The 19,083-nt window shown below is 46.8% G+C and carries 18 protein-coding genes; all 18 read right to left on the minus strand.

What is annotated here, in order from left to right; all coding sequences use genetic code 11:
- Positions 1-139 precede the first annotated feature (139 nt).
- Positions 140-4,456, minus strand: coding sequence for a PolC-type DNA polymerase III (locus tag ABH897_RS01255; protein ID WP_404519233.1), 4,317 nt, complete (start codon positions 4,454-4,456; stop codon positions 140-142).
- Positions 4,457-4,674: 218 nt separating this feature from the next.
- Positions 4,675-6,123: a proline--tRNA ligase gene (gene proS, locus ABH897_RS01260; RefSeq protein ID WP_404591003.1), complete on the minus strand. Its 1,449-nt coding sequence runs from the start codon at positions 6,121-6,123 to the stop codon at positions 4,675-4,677.
- A 50-nt stretch (positions 6,124-6,173) separates the two neighbouring features.
- Positions 6,174-7,445, minus strand: a complete 1,272-nt coding sequence (rseP, locus tag ABH897_RS01265; protein WP_404519234.1) for an RIP metalloprotease RseP — start codon at positions 7,443-7,445, stop codon at positions 6,174-6,176.
- A 108-nt stretch (positions 7,446-7,553) separates the two neighbouring features.
- On the minus strand, positions 7,554-8,693 hold the full coding sequence (locus ABH897_RS01270; protein WP_404519235.1) for a 1-deoxy-D-xylulose-5-phosphate reductoisomerase: 1,140 nt from the start codon (positions 8,691-8,693) through the stop codon (positions 7,554-7,556).
- 82 nt (positions 8,694-8,775) lie between these two features.
- The gene (locus tag ABH897_RS01275) at positions 8,776-9,567 is read right to left on the minus strand and encodes a phosphatidate cytidylyltransferase (protein ID WP_283655648.1); all 792 of its coding nucleotides are present in this window, start codon (positions 9,565-9,567) and stop codon (positions 8,776-8,778) included.
- 17 nt (positions 9,568-9,584) lie between these two features.
- Positions 9,585-10,352 (minus strand): undecaprenyl pyrophosphate synthase, encoded by a 768-nt coding sequence (locus tag ABH897_RS01280; RefSeq protein ID WP_404591005.1) that lies wholly within the window; start codon positions 10,350-10,352, stop codon positions 9,585-9,587.
- 84 nt (positions 10,353-10,436) lie between these two features.
- Complete coding sequence (frr, locus tag ABH897_RS01285; RefSeq protein WP_283655646.1) at positions 10,437-10,991, minus strand: ribosome recycling factor; 555 nt, start codon at positions 10,989-10,991, stop codon at positions 10,437-10,439.
- The gene (pyrH, locus tag ABH897_RS01290) at positions 10,991-11,719 is read right to left on the minus strand and encodes a UMP kinase (protein ID WP_404591007.1); all 729 of its coding nucleotides are present in this window, start codon (positions 11,717-11,719) and stop codon (positions 10,991-10,993) included. The genes frr and pyrH overlap by 1 nt, the downstream gene beginning before the upstream one ends.
- A gap of 122 nt (positions 11,720-11,841) precedes the next feature.
- Positions 11,842-12,492, minus strand: a complete 651-nt coding sequence (gene tsf, locus ABH897_RS01295) for a translation elongation factor Ts (RefSeq protein WP_013309917.1) — start codon at positions 12,490-12,492, stop codon at positions 11,842-11,844.
- Positions 12,493-12,624: 132 nt separating this feature from the next.
- On the minus strand, positions 12,625-13,323 hold the full coding sequence (gene rpsB / locus ABH897_RS01300) for a 30S ribosomal protein S2 (RefSeq protein ID WP_013309916.1): 699 nt from the start codon (positions 13,321-13,323) through the stop codon (positions 12,625-12,627).
- Positions 13,324-13,581: 258 nt separating this feature from the next.
- Complete coding sequence (locus ABH897_RS01305) at positions 13,582-14,229, minus strand: peptidase (RefSeq protein ID WP_283655644.1); 648 nt, start codon at positions 14,227-14,229, stop codon at positions 13,582-13,584.
- Entirely contained in the window at positions 14,226-14,852 is a 627-nt protein-coding gene (locus ABH897_RS01310) for a DUF6115 domain-containing protein (protein ID WP_404591009.1), read from the minus strand. Before ABH897_RS01310 ends, ABH897_RS01305 begins: the two co-directional genes overlap by 4 nt.
- Before the next feature lie 41 nt (positions 14,853-14,893).
- On the minus strand, positions 14,894-15,214 hold the full coding sequence (locus tag ABH897_RS01315) for a hypothetical protein (protein WP_283655642.1): 321 nt from the start codon (positions 15,212-15,214) through the stop codon (positions 14,894-14,896).
- Between the two features lie 76 nt (positions 15,215-15,290).
- Positions 15,291-16,700 (minus strand): flagellar assembly protein A, encoded by a 1,410-nt coding sequence (locus tag ABH897_RS01320; protein ID WP_404591011.1) that lies wholly within the window; start codon positions 16,698-16,700, stop codon positions 15,291-15,293.
- Positions 16,701-16,745: 45 nt separating this feature from the next.
- Positions 16,746-17,534: a FliA/WhiG family RNA polymerase sigma factor gene (locus ABH897_RS01325; protein ID WP_013309911.1), complete on the minus strand. Its 789-nt coding sequence runs from the start codon at positions 17,532-17,534 to the stop codon at positions 16,746-16,748.
- Positions 17,535-17,539: 5 nt separating this feature from the next.
- On the minus strand, positions 17,540-17,962 hold the full coding sequence (locus ABH897_RS01330; protein ID WP_283655640.1) for a hypothetical protein: 423 nt from the start codon (positions 17,960-17,962) through the stop codon (positions 17,540-17,542).
- A 2-nt stretch (positions 17,963-17,964) separates the two neighbouring features.
- Positions 17,965-18,462: a chemotaxis protein CheD gene (locus tag ABH897_RS01335; RefSeq protein ID WP_025684946.1), complete on the minus strand. Its 498-nt coding sequence runs from the start codon at positions 18,460-18,462 to the stop codon at positions 17,965-17,967.
- A complete protein-coding gene (locus ABH897_RS01340; protein WP_025684945.1) occupies positions 18,455-19,081 on the minus strand; it encodes a chemotaxis protein CheC in 627 nt (208 codons plus the stop codon). Before ABH897_RS01340 ends, ABH897_RS01335 begins: the two co-directional genes overlap by 8 nt.
- Positions 19,082-19,083 lie beyond the last annotated feature (2 nt).

Here is a 19,083-nt window from a genome sequence, read left to right on the forward strand (position 1 = left end):
GTTGTAACTGTATATCAAACAGTAAAGAGTGGGTTTCCCCACTCTTTAAGCAACGGTTTTATCTCCATGATTACCAAAAAAATTATAACATAACCGTAGTTATGTGACAAGTGCCAGAGCTTGACTACTGGGATTCCAATTAAAACAGAGACAGCTGATTACTCTCCGGCAGTCCACGGAAACAGCCCATCTGGGACAGCATTTCGACAATCGTTTTACTAGCCTTCGATTTTTGCTGAAAATCCTCGACAGACAAAAATTCACCCTGTTCACGGGAGGCTGCGATGTTACGTGCCGCGTTTTCCCCAATCCCCTGAAGCGCTCCGAACGGCGGAATGAGTGAATCTCCGTCTACCTTGAAGCGAGTGCCCTCGGAACGGTACAAATCAATCGTCTTGAAACTGAAGCCGCGAGCCGTCATTTCCAGCGCCATTTCCAGGATCGGAAGCATTCCTTTTTCCTTTGGTGGAGCCTGAAAACCGAGCTGCTCGATTTCGACAATTTTTCGCGCGATGGCATCATACCCCTGACAACACAGTTCAATATCAAAATCGGCTGCGCGTACCGAGAAATAGGTCGCATAATATTCAATCGGATGATACAGCTTGAAATAGGCGGTCCGCACTGCTGAAATAACATAGGCTGCGGCATGGGCCTTTGGAAACATGTACTGGATCTTGAGGCAGGAATCAATGTACCATTGTGGCACCTTGCATTTTTTCATTTCCTCGATCCATTCCGCACTAAGCCCCTTACCTTTACGCACGCTCTCCGTAATTTTAAAGGCCAGACCTGCATCCATCCCCGCCTTATAAATCAGGAATAGCATGATATCATCCCGGCAACCGATTACGGTCTTGATGTTGCAGGTATTGTTTTTGATCAAATCCTGCGCGTTCCCCAACCATACGCCCGTACCATGGGACAGACCCGATATTTGTAGCAAATCGGCAAAAGAACTCGGCTGTGATTCCACTAGCATCTGACGTACAAACTTGGTTCCCATCTCGGGTACACCGTAGGTTGCGACAGGAGTACGGATCTGCTGCGGCGATACGCCAAGCGCCTCCGTGGAATTGAACATACTCATAACCTTCGGATCATTCATCGGAATCGTCGTTGGGTCGACTCCAGTCAAATCCTGAAGCATTCTCATCATGGTCGGATCATCATGGCCCAGAATATCGAGCTTGAGTAAGTTCGCATCAAAAGCATGATAATCAAAATGCGTCGTTTTCCATTCCGAGCTTGTATCATCAGCCGGGAATTGTACCGGCGTAATGTCCTCGACCTCAATATAATCCGGAACGACGACGATCCCGCCCGGATGCTGTCCGGTGCTGCGTTTAACGCCCGTACAGCCGGAAGCCAGCCTGTTTAATTCGGCCCCACGCCATTTTTTATGATGCGCCTCTTCATATTTCTTCGCAAAGCCGAAGGCCGTTTTTTCTGCAACCGTACCGATGGTTCCAGCACGGAATACGCTTTTCTCACCAAACAGTACTTTCGTATAGTTATGTGCGACTGGCTGATATTCCCCTGAGAAGTTCAAGTCAATATCGGGAACTTTATCTCCCTTAAACCCCAGGAACGTTTCAAACGGAATATCCTGTCCCTCACCCTTCAGCTTGCCACCGCATTTCGGACAGTTTTTGTCAGGCAAGTCAAATCCGCTCGGCACACTGCCATCCAAAATCCATTCGCTATGTCTACATTCAGGATTACCACAAATATAATGTGCAGGTAGTGGATTAACCTCGGAAATACCAAGGAAGGTAGCGACCACAGAAGATCCAACAGAACCCCGCGAACCTACCAGGTATCCATCCTGATTGGACTTTTTAACCAGTCGCTCGGAAATGAGATAGTTGGCAGAGAAACCGTATTTAATAATCGGCTCCAGTTCTTTTTCAAGACGGGCTACGACCACCTCGGGTAATTCCTCACCATAAATGGATTTAGCCGTTTCGTAGCAAGTATTGCGGATTTCCTCGTCTGCCCCATCCAGCAAAGGCGTGAACAGCTTGTCAGGGAACAGCTCCAGTTCCTCAAACCGCTCCGCCAACTCGCTGGTATTCCTCACAACGACTTCATAGGCTTTCTCCTCGCCCAAAAACTCGAATTCTGCCACCATTTCGTCTGTCGTGCGCAAATGCGCATCCGGCTTTCGGATATCCTTTAACGGGCTAAAGCCAGTAATTCCATGTATCGTGATATCACGGTACAGCTTATCACGTGTTTCCAAATAGTGAACATTGCCTGTAGCAATAACGGGCTTATCGAGCCGCCGCCCAATTTCGCATACTTTACGAACTGCCGTTTTCAGAGCATCAGGGCCACTTACCAGTTGTTTTTCCACCAGATGCATGTACATGGTTAAAGGTTGGATCTCCAGCACATCATAAAACTGTGCAATTTCCTCTGCTTCCTCCTCCGACTTGTTCAGCACTGCCTCGAAAAACTCACCCTTTTCACAACCTGAAATAATAAGCAGCCCTTCTCTCATCTCGGACAATTTCGATTTAGGAATACAAGGGACACGCTTAAAATACTCGGTATGTGACATTGAAACCAGCTTGTACAGATTTTTTTTGCCAATCGGATTCAGCGCATAAATACAGCAATGGAAAGGACGAACGGTCGATAAATCCTTACCAACATAGTCATTCAAGCGGTCGAGCACTTTCATACCTTTAATTTGTTCCGCATCATTCAAAAGTCCATTCAACACTTCTGTTAGCGCAACTGTATCATCAATGGCCCGGTGATGGCTTTCGAGCGCAACCTTGTATTTGGTAGTCAATGTGTTCAGACGATGATTTTTCATCGTAGGAAACAGCAAGCGGGCCAATTCCAGTGTATCCAGTACCGGGTTCGTCATCTCAGGCAATCCCATATTCCTAAGCGTAGCCTGGATAAAACCGACATCAAATCGCGCATTATGGGCAACCAGTACAGCATCGCCAGCAAAAGCCACAAACTCCTTCATAACGGGCTCCACATCCGGTGCATCCTTGACCATTTCATCGTTAATGTTGGTCAGTTGCTGGATATTGTATGGTATACGCTCATGCGGATTTACAAAGGTAGCATAACGGTCTACCTCTTTACCCTCATGCATTTTGACAGCAGCAATCTCAATAATTCTGTTTTGTGTGACTGACAGACCAGTGGTTTCAATATCAAAAACGACATAAGTCGCTGTTTTCAAATTAAGTGGCTGTGCCTGCATCACAACCTCAACCGCATCGTTGACCACATTGGCCTCGATACCATAAATCATTTTAATTCCGTTTTTCTTGGCGGCCTTAGCGGCATCGGGATAACATTGCACTCCACCATGATCAGTGACCGCAATCGCCTTGTGCCCCCACTTGGCGGCTGTTTTAACATACTGGTCAATAGAGCTAACAGCATCCATCGCGCTCATCTTTGTGTGAAGGTGAAACTCAACCCGTTTTTCCTCTGCATTATCTTTACGGGAAGGAGGAGCCTGCACCTCTACCAGATCAGAAGGAATCATAACCAGCTCAGGAATTTGCATAAACCGATCATATTCGACGCGGCCACGGACCTTAACCCATTTTCCGTTAGCCAGCAAGCTGAGAATTTTTAGATCTTCTTTTGTTTTGGCAAACATTTTCATTTGCAGCGAATCACTAAAATCGGTCAAATAATAGGTGAACAATGTACTTCCATTGCGCAGCTCTTTACTATCGAGACCGAAAATCGTTCCCTGCAACGTGACTTTCTTCTCTTCATCCTGAATTTCTTGCATCGGAACAGGCGGCTCCTTGATGTCATAGCCAAATTGAAGTCGTACATCTCCTTCCTCTTCATCCAGAGGCGGCATTTCTGATTCCATGCTTTCCATCATCTGCTGAATAACTTCACGTTCTTCCTGCATCTTTTTCTCTTGGAACTGCTGCAAAGCCTCTTGGTTACTTTCTCCCACCTGGATTTTAATGCGCATCGAGAGACCAAAATATTTATCGTAGAATTTGATGATTGCTTGGTCAATCTGCTTTTTGCGTGCCAGCTCCAGTGACATGCTATCGCTCATCGTCAGCAATAACAGGCCGTCTTCCCACTCATGTACAGCCCGGTTCATCCAGCCGTTCACGGATGGGATTTCACGGTGCACCCATTCCAGAAAAAGCTTCCAGTATTCACTGATGATATCCGCAGACTGAACCTGCTCACTATACCGAAACCGAAAGGTAATTTTAGCGATGTGGTTCATTTTCTCCTGCACCTGAATACAGAAGGCCCGATATACCTGAGCGGGAACCAGTGTTTCCTTGGCGATGATAATATTCCAATCCTTATTGGTACGGCTTATTTCCACCTGCTCAATCCAACCGTCCAAGAAATAAGGTTCCACCACTCCCGCCGGCATCACTACCTGCTTCATCAGCAGTTCCAGCCGTTTTCTCTTTTCTTCAGCTCCGCCCATGGCTCTCCCCCCGTTTTCCATTGACTTAACTACTCTAATCGTACCCCGGATTCCAAATCTACAATTCTGAAAACATGAAAAGCTTCTGCGTCTAAAACATCTCCGACCGCAAAAGCTTTTCGTAGCCCCCCTCAATCCTCCACCATAGCAACCTCTTACAATTATGCTCGTTAGCGGAGAGAATGAAGTGAGTATAGTGGTATAGCTTTACTTCTTTATTAGTACGCCCGTGCGAACACTACAGTATGCTTGGCTGGTTTGCCGCAGCACAGACATGTGGTCTTTTGCTCGGTAGTTTTGAAAGGTATATTACGGCTTGTAGCGCCTGTCTCTTCTTTGACTTTGTCTTCACATTCTACAGATCCGCACCAGCCTGCCAAAGTAAAGCCACGTTTTTCTTCCATGAGCGCCTTCATTTCATCCAGCGTATCTACGGAATAGAAGTTTTCATCCATAAAGCTCTTGGCACGATCAAACATTTCCTGCTGTACCTGTGCCAGCATCGCATGGACTTCCTCAACAAGGTTATCCTGCTGTACAATCTTTTTCTCGCCACTGATACGGGATACGAGCACGCAAACACCGTTTTCCATATCACGAGGTCCGATTTCAAGACGCACCGGTACACCACGCATTTCGTATTCATTAAACTTCCAACCTGGACTCACATCGCTGCGGTCGTCCATTTTCACACGTACACCCGCTTGTTTCAGTGCAGCGAACAGTTCATCTGCACGGGCAATAACTGCGTCACGCTTCTTAGGCGGCCCGATAGGCACCATAATGACCTGCGTAGGTGCAACTTTAGGAGGCAAGGCCAAACCCCGGTCATCCCCATGGACCATAATCAGTGCACCAATCAGACGCGTACTTGTTCCCCATGAAGTGGTATGAGCGTATTCCAGGTTATTGTCTCGGCTCAAGTATTTAATATCAAAAGCAACGGCAAAATTGGTTCCCATATAGTGAGAAGTCCCCGCTTGCACCGCACGTCCATCCTTCATCATCGCTTCCAGTGAGAATGTATCCTTCGCACCTGCAAATTTTTCAGAAGGCGTTTTTTGTCCGGTAATAACTGGGATAGCCAGTACTTCCTCGATAACCTCGCGGTATACTTCCAGCATTTTCATCGTTTCTTCGCGTGCTTCTTCCTCATTTTCATGAGCAGTATGACCTTCCTGCCACAAAAACTCACTTGTACGCAAGAACGGTAGCGTGCGTTTTTCCCAACGAACCACGTTGGCCCATTGGTTGATAAGCACTGGCAGATCACGATAGGATTGAATCCATTTGGAGTACATATGACCGATCATTGTCTCTGAAGTAGGACGGATCGCAAGGCGCTCCTCCAGCTTTTCCCCGCCAGCCTCGGTTACCCAAGGAAGCTCAGGGTTAAACCCTTCGACATGCTCTTTTTCCTTTTGGAAAAAGCTCTCGGGAATGAACATCGGAAAATAGGCATTGCGATGACCTGTTTCTTTGAAACGCACATCCATGGCTTCCTTGATATGCTCCCAAATTTCAAAACCGTCGGGACGGAACACAATACACCCGCGAACCGGGGAGTAATCCATCAGCTCTGCCTTTTTAATAACATCAATGTACCATCGGGAAAAATCTTCGCTCTGTGGCGTAATTTCCTCGACAAACTGTTTATCGTTCGACATAGAAACGCATGTCCTCCCATACAGACCCTTTTATATAAGTCCGTCTCTAATTAACCGTTAATTAATCGTAAAATATCATTGTACGTGACCGCAATCATGAGCAGGAATAACATAGCAAAACCAACGAAATGGACCATACCTTCCCTGCTCGGATCAACCGGACGTCCTCTTACCGCCTCTACGCCGAGGAAAACAAGTCTGCTTCCATCCAGCGCCGGAATTGGCAATAGATTAAATATCCCCAAATAAAGACTCATTATAGCAGTCCAATACGTAAGCTGCTCAATGCCCTGTTTGGCAATTTGTCCTGTCACTTCAAAGGTACGTACCGGACCTCCCAGATCATTAATGGAGAAGCGTTGGATAAGCTGACTAAACCCCTGGAAAATAATATCGGTCGTTCGTACCATGGATTGTCCAGCAAATTTAAATGTTTCCCCGACTCCGGCTGGCCGTGTCGGAAGTTCAGGCACGATGCCCACTTTACCACCCTTTTGTCCTTCCATTGCACGAGGTGTAATCGTCAGATCAAAAGTTTTGTTATCACGACGAACAACCCATTTCATCGGCTTGTCTTGGGAATCGGCAATCAGTTTGATCATATTTTCAACGTTCGCACCAATCGCAACCCCGTTCACGGATTCAATGATATCGCCCTTATGCAAATCAGCTTCAGCAGCTGGCATACCCGCTGTAATGTCATTAATCTGAACATAAGTCGGGTTGTCCACTTGTACGCCGACCATCTGGATATGCAGACCAAACAGAACAAAGGCAAGGATAAAATTCATCAGCGGTCCAGCAAAAATAGCCATCGCACGCTGTCCTACTGTTTTGCTGCCATACTGTCGATCCTTAGGCGCAATCTGGATGGATTGCCCTTTGGTTACCATCATCGCTTGCGGGTGTACAGTATATTGCTGATCCTCGCCATCCACATCCAATTTTACAGTTAGTGCCTGCTCCAGATCAATGTGCTGCACTTCGCCGCGCACCACATTTTTGCGGTTATCCAATTGGTCCAAATAAATGGTTTTGACGATACCGTCCGTTACACGTACAGCAATTGTTTGTCCGGCTTCAATTTCATTGATTTCCGGATCTTCTCCTGCCATGCGGGCAAAACCACCGAACGGCAGCAAACGTAGTGTAAATCGCGTCTCGTTTCTTTTATAAGAAAACAGTTTCGGACCGAAACCGATCGCAAACTCCCGTACCAGAATCCCGGCGCGTTTGGCAAAATAATAATGCCCCCATTCATGCACCGTCACTATGACGAAAAACATGAGCACCGTCATCAAAACTATTCGAATCGTTTCCAATCGTTTCCGTTCCCCTTTCAATGAGATCGAGTTTGTCTTCCTAGATTATCATTATTCTCCGATCCCACACAAGAGAATCACAATTCGCTTCTCGAACCCAAATTCAGCTTATATCCTGGCAGCTACGCTGCGAACCTCACGGTCACAGGCTTCAATCGCAGCCAGATCAGGGTTAGTGACATTGACATGCCGTTCCAGTACTCGCTCAATAACGGCTTCGATATGCAGAAAAGGAATTTCTCCACGCAGAAAACGGGCAACAGCAATCTCATTAGCCGCATTAAATGCAGTTGGTGCTGTACCACCCATTTTACCACATTCAAAGGCAAGCCTTAAACAAGGAAAACGATTAAAGTCCATTTTCTTAAAATGGAGCTTACCCACCTCAGCCAGTGACAGCGGCTTGGCCGGAGACTTCATCCGTTTAGGATAGGTTAAAGCGTATTGAATAGGCACTCTCATATCAGGGTTGCCCAGTTGGGCGACAATACTGGTATCCACAAATTCTACATAGGAATGAATGATGCTTTCAGGATGCAATAGTACGTGAATCTGCTCATAATCAAGTCCGAACAACCAGTGCGCCTCAATGACCTCTAGCCCTTTGTTTACCATCGTTGCCGAATCAATCGTAATTTTGGCACCCATCGACCAATTGGGGTGCTTCAATGCATCTTCTACCGTAACCTCCAGAAGCTGTTCCCTTGTCAAATCACGAAAAGAACCACCCGATGCCGTGAGAGTAATATGTGCCACATCTTTCATACCCTCACCATTCAAGCATTGGAAAATAGCCGAATGCTCACTGTCAATCGGCAGCAACGGCACTCCTTTCGCCCGTGCCCGTTCTGTGACCAGATGACCGGCGGTAACCAGTGTTTCCTTATTGGCCAAACCGATCTGTTTTCCAGCCTCAATCGCGGCCAGCGTGGAGTGCAATCCGACACTGCCCATTACAGCTGTCACAACCATATCTGCATCTGTATTCGCAGCCAGCTCGACGAGTCCTTCATCCCCCCAATGCAGTTCCATTCCGGAAGGCAACAAAGGACGGATTTCCTCCGCCAGTTGCTTGGTGCCGACGGATACCTTCTTGGGTTGGTATAGATGCGCCTGCTCGGCAAGCAACTTTATATTTGAGCCACCTGCTAAAGCCTCTACGGCAAACTGATCCGGGTGCATAGATACGACATCCAGCGTCTGTGTTCCAATAGACCCGGTTGAACCGAGTACCGTAATTCTTTTCATGAAGCACCTTCCTATCTTGAAAATAACCGTTACTCTGCGGCTAACTTTGACCTGAGCATAAACTGTAAGCACCAGGTAAGGGTCATGGAAGCAGCAGCATCATATGTACAATTGGAAAAACGACAATCCAGCTGTCGCAGCGGTCTAATATACCACCGTGCCCTGGCAGCAGATTACCGGAATCTTTAATGTCGTACACCCGCTTGTACGCAGATTGCACTAAATCGCCGAGTTGACCCACAACTGCACAAGATAAACCGATAGCGAAAGCTTTATCCCACGGCAGCAGCCCTTCTGACAATCCGGCAAACACCAGTGCTGTAGCTAACGCTAAAACAATCCCGCCAATAGACCCTTCGACTGTTTTGTTTGGACTGATCGCAGGCCATAGCTTTCTCTTCCCCGCCATTTTGCCTACAAAATAAGCCCCTGCATCACTTGCCCAAATGCAAGCCAGCAACAAAAAGGTCCATAAAAGCCCATGTTCCATATGGCGTGATTCCGCCATATAGGAAAATCCAAAGCCTATATAAACGGTACCGAGAAATAGTATGGACACCGTTTGAATTGTGATTTTATTTTTCGTTCCCACCGTAATGATCATAAAAATAATCATCAGCAGCCAAAGCAGACTTATAGACGGTAATGGTGAGTGCAGACCCAAGGGCTGATAAGGAAATACAAAAGCTAATATTCCTGCATAGCCAACTAACGCTGTACCGCCGAAAGGAGATACCCTGGTCATTCGCGCGAATTCATAGAATCCAATTAAGGCCATAGCCAAAATGAGCAAATGGTAGGCTAAGCCGCCCCACAGGACCATCGCCAAAAAAAATACGCCTGCTACAATACCGGTAATCAATCTCTGTCTCAACGGCTTTCATCCTCCATTTACTTCAGTCCGCCGTACCGCCGTGATCTTCGCTGATATTCGACTACTGCTTCGTATAAATGCTCTTTCTTAAACTCAGGCCAATAAATATCAGTAAACCATAGCTCACTGTAAGCAAGTTGCCATAGCATAAAATTGCTGATTCTTAGCTCACCACTTGTTCGAATCAGCAGGTCAGGGTCCGGCATACCACTTGAGAGCAAAGAATTCTCAATCAGTTCAGGCGTAATATCTCCGGATTTAAGCTTTCCATCCTCAATTTCACGACCCAACGCTTGCATACATTCAGTGATTTCCAGCCGGCTTCCATAATTTAATGCAAAATTAAGAACAAGTCCGGTATTATTTTCGGTTCGCCGAGTCGCTTCAGTCAACGCATCAACGGTATGAGATGGCAAATGCTCCTTATTTCCCATCATACGCACTTGTACATTTTTTTCAATCAGCTCATCAAGCTCAATAGCCAGAAACTCTTGCGGCAGCCGCATCAAAAAATCGACTTCATCCTTGGGACGCGACCAATTTTCAGTTGAAAAAGCAAATAAGGTCAAATATTTAATGCCTAGTTCATCCGCAGCAATCGCTGTGCGCTTCACTGCCTTCATTCCATTTTGATGCCCTACAATACGCGGCATTCCAATCCGTTTGGCCCATCTGCCGTTCCCATCCATAATAACAGCAACATGCTGCGGAATATTGTCTTTTGAAATGGCCGGTGTTTGCTGTTTTTGTTCCCCGTTCCACCAAGACCGAACCCGTTTGATCATTCCAGTTCCTCCAGCATTCTCTGAAAATGTGCCTCTGGCTTGAAAAGAGACAAACCCCACCGTAAGGGAGGGGCTACCAGTCTCTTATACTTCCATAATTTCTTTTTCTTTTGCAGCCAAAACTCTATCCACTTCGGCGATAAATTTATCTGTCGTTTTCTGGATTTCTTCCTGATATTTACGGGATTCATCCTCGGATATATCAGTTTTCTCCATTTTTTTAATATCATCGTTCGCATCGCGACGAATGTTACGAATGGCGACCTTCGCTTCTTCGCCGTTCTTTTTCGTCAGCTTCACTAGATCCGTTCTGCGTTCTTCTGTCAATGCAGGAATACTCAGGCGAATGGTGTTTCCGTCATTGGAAGGGGTCAAACCCAGATCGGATTTTTGGATAGCACGCTCAATGTCGGCCAGGGAGGATTTATCCCAAGGCTGAATCATTAGAGTCCGGCTGTCCGGTGTATTTACATTAGCCAACTGATTGACTGGAGTCATTGCACCGTAATACTCAACCTGAACGCGATCCAGTAGAGCTGGTGTCGCTCGACCAGCGCGCAAAGATGCAAGGTCACGTTGCAACGACTGAATTGCTTTATGCATGCGCTCTTCAGCGCTCTTTTTCACAGATTGTGGCATTATTTTACACTCCCTTTGACGATCGTGCCAATTTTCTCACCCAACACGACACGTTTAATGTTACCTTGCTCTGTAATAGCAAAGACAATCAACGGAATATTGTTATCCATGCACAGCGAGGAAGCTGTGGAGTCCATGACACCGAGATTTTTGTTGAGCACATCCAAATACGTAAGTTGCTCATACTTCTCGGCTGTGCTGTCTTTAAATGGATCAGCTGAATACACGCCGTCCACTTTATTTTTAGCCATCAGAATCACTTCAGCCTCAATTTCGGCAGCACGCAGGGCAGCCGTAGTATCGGTCGAGAAGAACGGATTCCCTGTACCTGCTGCAAAAATAACAACCCGGCCTTTTTCCAGATGGCGGATAGCTCTACGACGAATGTAAGGCTCAGCAATTTGCTGCATTGCGATAGATGTCTGTACACGCGTAGGAACTTCAATTTGTTCCAAAGCATCCTGCAGTGCCAGTGAGTTCATCACCGTTGCCAGCATACCCATGTAATCGGCTGTTGCCCGGTCAATTCCGTTGGCGCTTCCGGCAATACCCCGCCAAATGTTGCCGCCTCCGCACACGATAGCAACTTCTACTCCCAGTTCGACAACGTCCTTGACCTGCTCAGCGATCGACGCAATTGTATCCGCATCAATACCGTAACCGTTCGGGCCTGACAGCGACTCTCCGCTGACTTTCAGAACAACACGCTTAAACACAGGTTTTTCCAAATGATCACCCTCCAATATCGACTATATATTATGTACAGGATAGATGTCCTGTTGCAAGAAAAGGAACACTGATGTGTTCCAATTCTTTGCTCTTTCCGTATGCAATTACCGTTCGTTGGTAATTATTGTTTCACTTGAGACATAACTTCTTCGTAGAAGTTATCTTCTTTTTTCTCCAAACCTTCGCCCAGTTCAAAGCGAACAAAACGACGCAGGGAAATGTTCTCACCAATGGTACTGATTTTCTCGTTGATGAGTGTAGAGATTGTTTTGTCCGGATCTTTAATGAAAGATTGCTCCAACAGGCAGAACTCTTCATAGAATTTACCGATGCGGCCTTCAACCATTTTCTCAACGATTTTTTCTGGTTTGCCTTCGTTCAAAGCTTGTGCTTTCAGGATTTCTTTTTCTTTTTCGATCTCTTCCTGTGGCACTTCTTCGCGACGAACATAACGAGGGTTCGATGCAGCGATATGCATAGCGATGTCACGCACAAAATCTCTGAACTGGTCTGTTTTAGCTACGAAGTCTGTTTCGCAGTTTACTTCTACCAGTACGCCGATACGGCCGCCAGCATGGATGTAGGATTCAACAACGCCTTCAGTAGCGATACGGCCTGCTTTGTTCGCTGCAGCTGCAAGTCCTTTTTCACGCAGCACTTCAACTGCTTTTGTCAAATCACCGTTTGCTTCTTCAAGCGCTTTTTTACAATCCAGCATTCCTGCGCCTGTTTTTTCACGAAGCTCTTTTACCGCGCTAGCATTAACTGCCATATTATTTCCCTCCAAATTTGATTTTCAGTGGTGTACACAAGCTTTATTCCTTAAAAAAAGGGTAGTGAGAGGTTATACACCTGCCAACCACCCTTTTCATTTAATTCTTATAGGTATTTCCGTAAGGAAATATTATGCTGTAGTTTCTTCGCCTTGGTTTGCTTCCATAACTGCATCAGCCATTTTACCTGTCAGCAATTTAACAGCGCGGATCGCGTCGTCATTACCTGGGATAACATAGTCAATTTCGTCTGGATCGCAGTTTGTATCAACGATACCCACGATTGGGATACCCAATTTGCGAGCTTCAGCAACCGCGATGCGTTCTTTGCGTGGATCAATGATGAACAGAGCGCTTGGAAGGCCCTTCATGTTTTTGATACCGCCCAAGAATTTTTCAAGACGATCTTTCTCTTTACGGAGAATGATAACTTCTTTTTTAGGAAGTACAGCGAATGTACCGTCTTCTTCCCAAGCTTCCAGTTGTTTCAAACGATCAATACGTTTTTGAATGGTTTGGAAGTTAGTCAGCGTACCGCCCAACCAACGTTGGTTGATATAGAATTGACCAGCGCGTGCTGCTTCTTCTTTAACGGAATCTTGTGCTTGTTTCTTCGTGCCTACGAACAGAATTGTACCATTCTCAGCTGCAATGCTTTTTACGAAGTTGTAAGCTTCCTCAACCTTTTTCACTGTCTTTTGCAAGTCAATGATGTAAATACCGTTTCTTTCAGTGAAGATATAACGATCCATTTTCGGGTTCCAGCGACGTGTTTGGTGACCAAAGTGAACCCCAGCTTCCAAAAGCTGTTTCATGGAGATTACTGCCATCTTCACACACCTCCTAAGTTTGGTTTTTTGTGTGTCCTCCGCCGACATCATTTCTCGCAAAGACTTTCCATTTGGAAAGCACCCTTTACAAAATTAATCGACGTGCGTTTTTAACACCGTCAATTAATATACCATAACACCCGCAGCGTTGCAACCAACTTTTCGACAATAGCAGGATAAGCGCGAAATGTGACTGATTATTCCCGCCTATAGAGCTTTCTAGCGAAAAATAAAAGCCGCCCACTCTCCCGATCACGGTCAGTTGGACGGCTTCTTTGTAATTTTAGTAATGATAGAACCAAAATCCTCACCCTTGGCAAACTCATAGGTACCGGTACGGATTTTGGTATTGATTTTTTGAGCCTTAGCCTCAGCCTCAAACGCACTGGCATCCGATACGATGCCTGCCTTCTGCAAACCAGATGCCACACTCCTCAGATTGCTTCCCGATGCAATGCTATATTGCACTTGCGGAGTGGCCGGCTGTTTAGGGGTATCTGGAGTAGTCGTAACACTCGAACCTTTAGTTTGCGGCTTATCCGGACTTTGGAGTGCAGACATGCTTGCTGAAGGCTTAGCAGTAGCCGAAGGCGTTCTGCTGGCAGGTGTCTTTGGTGTCGACGGAATTTGCGCCGCTTCTGCCTTTTTGGGGGCAACCGGTGTTTTATTGCCTTCCTTGATCACCTTGTTCCGCCATTCCTCTTCTGTCATCTTCGGATCAGAACTCTCACTGATTTGAAGATTCAGTCTGGCTGCCGCCTCCTCCAATTGCTCACGAGTCATGTTTTTCGGGTCCGCTGAAGACGGCTGCGATTGACCCTGACCGATCATCGCCAATTGCAGCAGTAGTGCGCCTGTAACAAGCCCGGTGCCCATGCCCAGCATGAATGAACGATTTTTGATCACGTCAGGTCCTCCCTTTCCGCCAATTGTAATATGAGCTGTACCTCGCCCCGTTGGATGCCTGATTGCTTAGCAATGTAATCCACCGATTTGCCCTGCTCATACAGCTCGAACAGTTCCTGATAACGCTCACGGATAGATTCCTGATGAGCTTCAGGCTCAGCCTCTTGCAACAGGGTCTGGTCTTCCACAGCTACAATAGAGGCGTCAGACTGCTCTGCCTGTATGGGAATAACAGTCTGCGTATTGCGGAACTGAGCATAAGCTGCCACCGCCTGATGCGGGGTACCTGTATGTAGCAGTACCTCAGATCCAGGCACTGTCTGTGTAGAAACTGAAGCAATCGCAGCCTGGCGTTCAAGCTCTACAATCCGGTTCCGAAGCTCAGCCACTTGCTCCTGCAATGAGGCCTGTTTAACCGCATGTTCCTGCTTTATGCCGGATACGAGCTCAATCAGCTCATCATTGCCGTTTTCAATATCGGCCATATATTGCTCCAAGGTGGCCTCGACCTTTTGGACGACGGCCTCTTCTGTTCCCCGGCCTGCCTGCCGCTTCGGCAGCAGCCAGGCGTAGACAACAGCTGCGGCGCCCAGCAGAACAATATATATCCATGGTTGATCCACTGCCCATCGTCTCCTTTTATAACGCTTCTCCACCTGTCGGATCAGAGCGAAAAATCTATATGATGTCCCTTGTATGGATGCTCTGCAGGATGCTCCTTTGGCAGTATATTCTCACCGGACCGAGATCGGCTCTGGCCGGAAGTATCACTGCCTTGCCCTCCATTTTCCCTCTCACTGACGAATGTTTCCGCAGATTCATCCACCGCACTGCTTCGCTGGCGAATCTTTTCCGTCTCCTGCTCGGTCTTTTGCCCTAACAGCGCTTGCTCATTCATCGGACGTTGCTGGTATTCGCTTTGATACTTACCCGCTTCACTGGTACGAGGTACGGCGATTTGTAATTCAACAGCTTTCAGGCTCATTGGACCACACCCTTTCCGATTGGGCATCCGTATCTGTTTTCCGAGGAATAAGGAAACTCGTTATCCCTGTGCCAGATTACACGGAGGAGGACATACTGATATCACCCTCATGATAATAAAACGCCATTCTTTCCACCGAATCTTTAATAAATTTTGTATATCTGCCGATAACTATTTTAGAGCCGCCGTAAATAACGTTTTTGACTTCTACCCGTGCGCGGCTAGTATCTTCCAAGGTTCGTTCGATCTCAAGCATTCTTGATTTGGTTTCCAGAAGCTCGTTGTCATTTGATTTTTTGGTAGATGTCAACTTGATTCGCATCGCCATTCTATCAGAGGCAAGCTGTCCGGCAGCAGCAAGCTGGTCCAATATGGTGAGGGCCTTATTGGTCTTATCCTGGCTGTCTGTCTGTTGCTTCAAACGTGCCCGGAGTTCAGTCAACTCATCGCGCAGCTCTGGCAGTACACCTACTTCGATTATAGTGGCTGTGGACATCGTATTACCGATTGTACGTGCCACTACCTTTTCACCAGCTTGTACACTACCACCTACGATGAGTCCTTTAGCCCCTCCGCAAAGTACATTCTTACTGGCTTTGATCTGGGAATGCATGATGCTTTGGGATACAAGTATATCGCCCCCCGCAATCACGTTACCATCCTGTATAAAAGAGCATTTCACATTTTGTGCAGCTTTCACATACCCCTTATGGTATCCGATAATACCACCACTGATGTCAACTGAGCCTTCCGCATCCAATTCAGCACCTTCCACACCGCCGATGACACGAATGTCGCCAGCCGCCCGAATACGAAAACCTGTCAGGACATTACCACGAATGACGACGGTTCCAACAAAATCAATGTTGCCGACGCTATAATCCACATCCCCGTTCACTTCATATACGGGAAACACATTGAGCTTACCCTTTTCAGTCGTAGTCACCAGTCCATCGATAGCTGCGTACATTGCAACGCCTTCTGGATGAACAACTACGTTTTTCCCTACTTTAAAACGTGCCTCTTTGCCTGGAAGATAAGGAATTTCCTCTCCCGTGACGGCAATACCAGGTACACCCGGCAACGGATCAATCCGCTCGGCAATCAGTTGTCCACGCTTTACATTTTTTAAACGGGTTAATTCTTTATAGTCCACTCGTCCGTCCAAGGTTTCGAGCGGCTTACGTGCATCTTCACCAGTCACAACTTCAGCCAAATTAATTTTTCCGTCCGTACCATGAATCGGCGGTGTTCCCTTAGCAATCAGCAATTTGGTGAAGAAATAATCTTCCGATCTTGCCACAAACGTATAAATCTCATCAGTAATCAAACCATGGCTTATTTTTTGGTTACTCAGGAAACGCTCCAATTCTTCCACAGAACAGGAAAAGCCTTCTTCACGTTTGGCAAACTCCAAATAAGCGCTAAGTTTATCGGGTGAGACGACCACTTTTAAATACTGGTCCAAAGCATATTGCTTCTCCACAGGGGTGCTCCTTCCGTCTAACTGTTACTGTAACCTCCCGTACGTTTAATCTTTACGCATTAGCAGATCCCGCTGTTTGTCCAGTGTCGCCCTCAGCCGCAATATGGCTTTGGAATGTAGTTGTGAAATACGCGAAGGGGAAAGCGACATGACCTCAGCAATTTCACTGAGAGACAAATCCTCGTAATACAATAAAGAAACAACGATACGTTCTTTTTCAGTCAATTTGTCAATGCCTTGTGCAAGGGCATCACGAAGTGTAAATTCATTGACTTTGTGATCCGGATTTTTCGCCTTTTCATCCACTAAAAGGGAAAGTCGTGTCTCCGATTCTTCTTCGCGGATCGGGTCCTCCAGTGAAACGATCGACATAACAGCGACCTCCTGGATCATATTTTGAAACTCTTTTTCGGAGACGTCCAAATAATGGCTCATCTCTTCGTCACTTACCGTGCGTAAGTATCTCTGCTCCAGATGCTGGTAGGCATCCTCAATTTTTTTCGCTTTTTCCCTGACCGAACGTGGAACCCAATCTCCTTGGCGAAGACCATCCAAAATCGCTCCTCGAACGCGCCAGGAAGCATAAGTCTCAAACTGCAAACCACGTTCATAGTCAAACTTTTCAAGAGCATCAATCAAGCCCATGACACCGTTGCTGGCCAGGTCATCCTTAGATACATTTTTAGGCAAACCTACTGCAAGGCGTCCCGACACATATTCCACAATATGGAGGTACTTTTCAATTAGCTGCTTTTTTGCTTCCTTGTCACCGTGTTCTTTCCATTGCTCCCACAGTTCGGAATGGTTTAAATGAGCGGCTTTTCGCTCGTTCATCGGCTTCACCCTCCTTGTTTGTCTGTCAGGTGACGAACGGCCTTGGCCAATTCTTCAGGGTCCTTGTTTGAAACCAGCTTAGGCGGGTTTAAAGGCGCAAAACCGGTGTTTTTCCCGTCCGTCTGCTCTGGTTTCGGCTTCAACAATTCATTCAGGTTTTCATCTTCGTCTGGTGTCGTCAGGTCCAGATTCCCCCCTACGCCATCCACCTGAGAGCTTGCCCGGCTTTGGGCATTACCCAGATCTGGCCGCGCTACGACACCCAGTGTCCAGCGCAGCACAAATGCAAGCAGGAACCAAAAAACGAAAGCGACCAAGCCACGAATTAAGCTCGTGGTCAGCAGATTGCTGCCAGTGGACAACACAAAAGTCAGAATAAATCCGACTACTCCAGACCAAAGATTAATGCGTAAGCTGCCAAATAACATGATTATAATTCCTTTACACCTTTTTGTACGCTTCGAATATTCAAAACGCCAGTTTCACAGTCCAGCTCAATCGTTCGGCCATAACTACCACCTGTATCCTCCGCAAGCAAAGGAATACCGAGATCTACGAGCATTTCCTTGCATGACTCCACATTGCGCGGACCAATTCGCATGGTGTCCCCGCTGCCGGCAAAGGCGAACATTTGCGCTCCCCCTGCCATTTTGGCGACCAGTCTGCGGCGTTCGGCTCCCAATTTCAGCATCCGCTCAAATAGCTCCGGCAACGCGGTATCGGCATATTTTGCGATGTTAAGCTGCCCTTCACGCGCAATGTCTGAGGATGGTAGCATTACATGTGCCATACCAGCCAGTTTTAAATGAGGATCGTAGAGGGTCAATCCGACGCAGGAACCAAGTCCTGTCGTGCGAATCGAGTTTGGATTGCTGGTTACGTTCAAGTCTGCCATGCCCACTTTGATGATGCTTTTATCCTCAATCATCGTTCATCGGGACTCCTAACGACCTGAATATTTTACCAAACGATTCCGGATCCGGAATCAGGAAAAATTGACCCTCAATCTGATTCTGCCCCTCCAGAAACGATGTGTCAATCAACAGGGCTGCATCCCCCATCTGCCCAAACTGCAACAATCCGTAGCTGAGAATGGCCCCAGCCATATCCAAAGCTAGTGCGGGAACAGTCGGATACATGGACAACCGGGTGAAATCGGCCAACGAGGACAAGTATGAACCCGCTAAAATATTTCCGATTTCAGACAGAGCCGAATGCTCCATTTCGTTAAAGCTGTCCTCATCATCCGAGGGAATATTCGCAAGCCGGGAAAGCAGACTTTTTGCCGCATGGGGTTGCAATATGAAAAAGAGATTACCTGGAGCTTCGCCCTCGACTCTGAAAAAGATAGCAACGACAAGTTGCTCATTCCCACCGACCTTTTCGGCAATTTCCTCAAAAGGCAGCATCTGTACTTTAGGTACGCCCATATCAACTGGTTTATTCAGAAGTCGGGAGAGCGCTGTAGCAGCGTTCCCCGAACCAATGTTACCGACTTCCTTCAAAACATCCAACTTGAAATCTTCGAGATTTTCAAGATTTTCCATAA

The organism is Paenibacillus sp. RC73, assembly GCF_044908085.1.
Taxonomy (GTDB): Bacteria; Bacillota; Bacilli; order Paenibacillales; family Paenibacillaceae; genus Paenibacillus; species Paenibacillus terrae_A.

Excerpts from the sequence above, each read along its gene's own strand:
- ABH897_RS01270 (WP_404519235.1), bottom strand. The coding sequence starts at position 8,693 with ATGAAAAGAATTACGGTACTCGGTTCAACCGGGTCTATTGGAACACAG.
- frr (WP_283655646.1), bottom strand. The coding sequence starts at position 10,991 with ATGCCACAATCTGTGAAAAAGAGCGCTGAAGAGCGCATGCATAAAGCA.
- ABH897_RS01335 (WP_025684946.1), bottom strand. The coding sequence starts at position 18,462 with ATGATTGAGGATAAAAGCATCATCAAAGTGGGCATGGCAGACTTGAAC.
- ABH897_RS01280 (WP_404591005.1), bottom strand. The coding sequence starts at position 10,352 with ATGATCAAACGGGTTCGGTCTTGGTGGAACGGGGAACAAAAACAGCAA.
- ABH897_RS01340 (WP_025684945.1), bottom strand. The coding sequence starts at position 19,081 with ATGGAAAATCTTGAAAATCTCGAAGATTTCAAGTTGGATGTTTTGAAG.
- tsf (WP_013309917.1), bottom strand. The coding sequence starts at position 12,492 with ATGGCAGTTAATGCTAGCGCGGTAAAAGAGCTTCGTGAAAAAACAGGC.
- ABH897_RS01330 (WP_283655640.1), bottom strand. The coding sequence starts at position 17,962 with ATGTTATTTGGCAGCTTACGCATTAATCTTTGGTCTGGAGTAGTCGGA.
- ABH897_RS01325 (WP_013309911.1), bottom strand. The coding sequence starts at position 17,534 with ATGAACGAGCGAAAAGCCGCTCATTTAAACCATTCCGAACTGTGGGAG.
- ABH897_RS01315 (WP_283655642.1), bottom strand. The coding sequence starts at position 15,214 with ATGAGCCTGAAAGCTGTTGAATTACAAATCGCCGTACCTCGTACCAGT.
- proS (WP_404591003.1), bottom strand. The coding sequence starts at position 6,123 with ATGTCGAACGATAAACAGTTTGTCGAGGAAATTACGCCACAGAGCGAA.
- ABH897_RS01255 (WP_404519233.1), bottom strand. The coding sequence starts at position 4,456 with ATGGGCGGAGCTGAAGAAAAGAGAAAACGGCTGGAACTGCTGATGAAG.
- rpsB (WP_013309916.1), bottom strand. The coding sequence starts at position 13,323 with ATGGCAGTAATCTCCATGAAACAGCTTTTGGAAGCTGGGGTTCACTTT.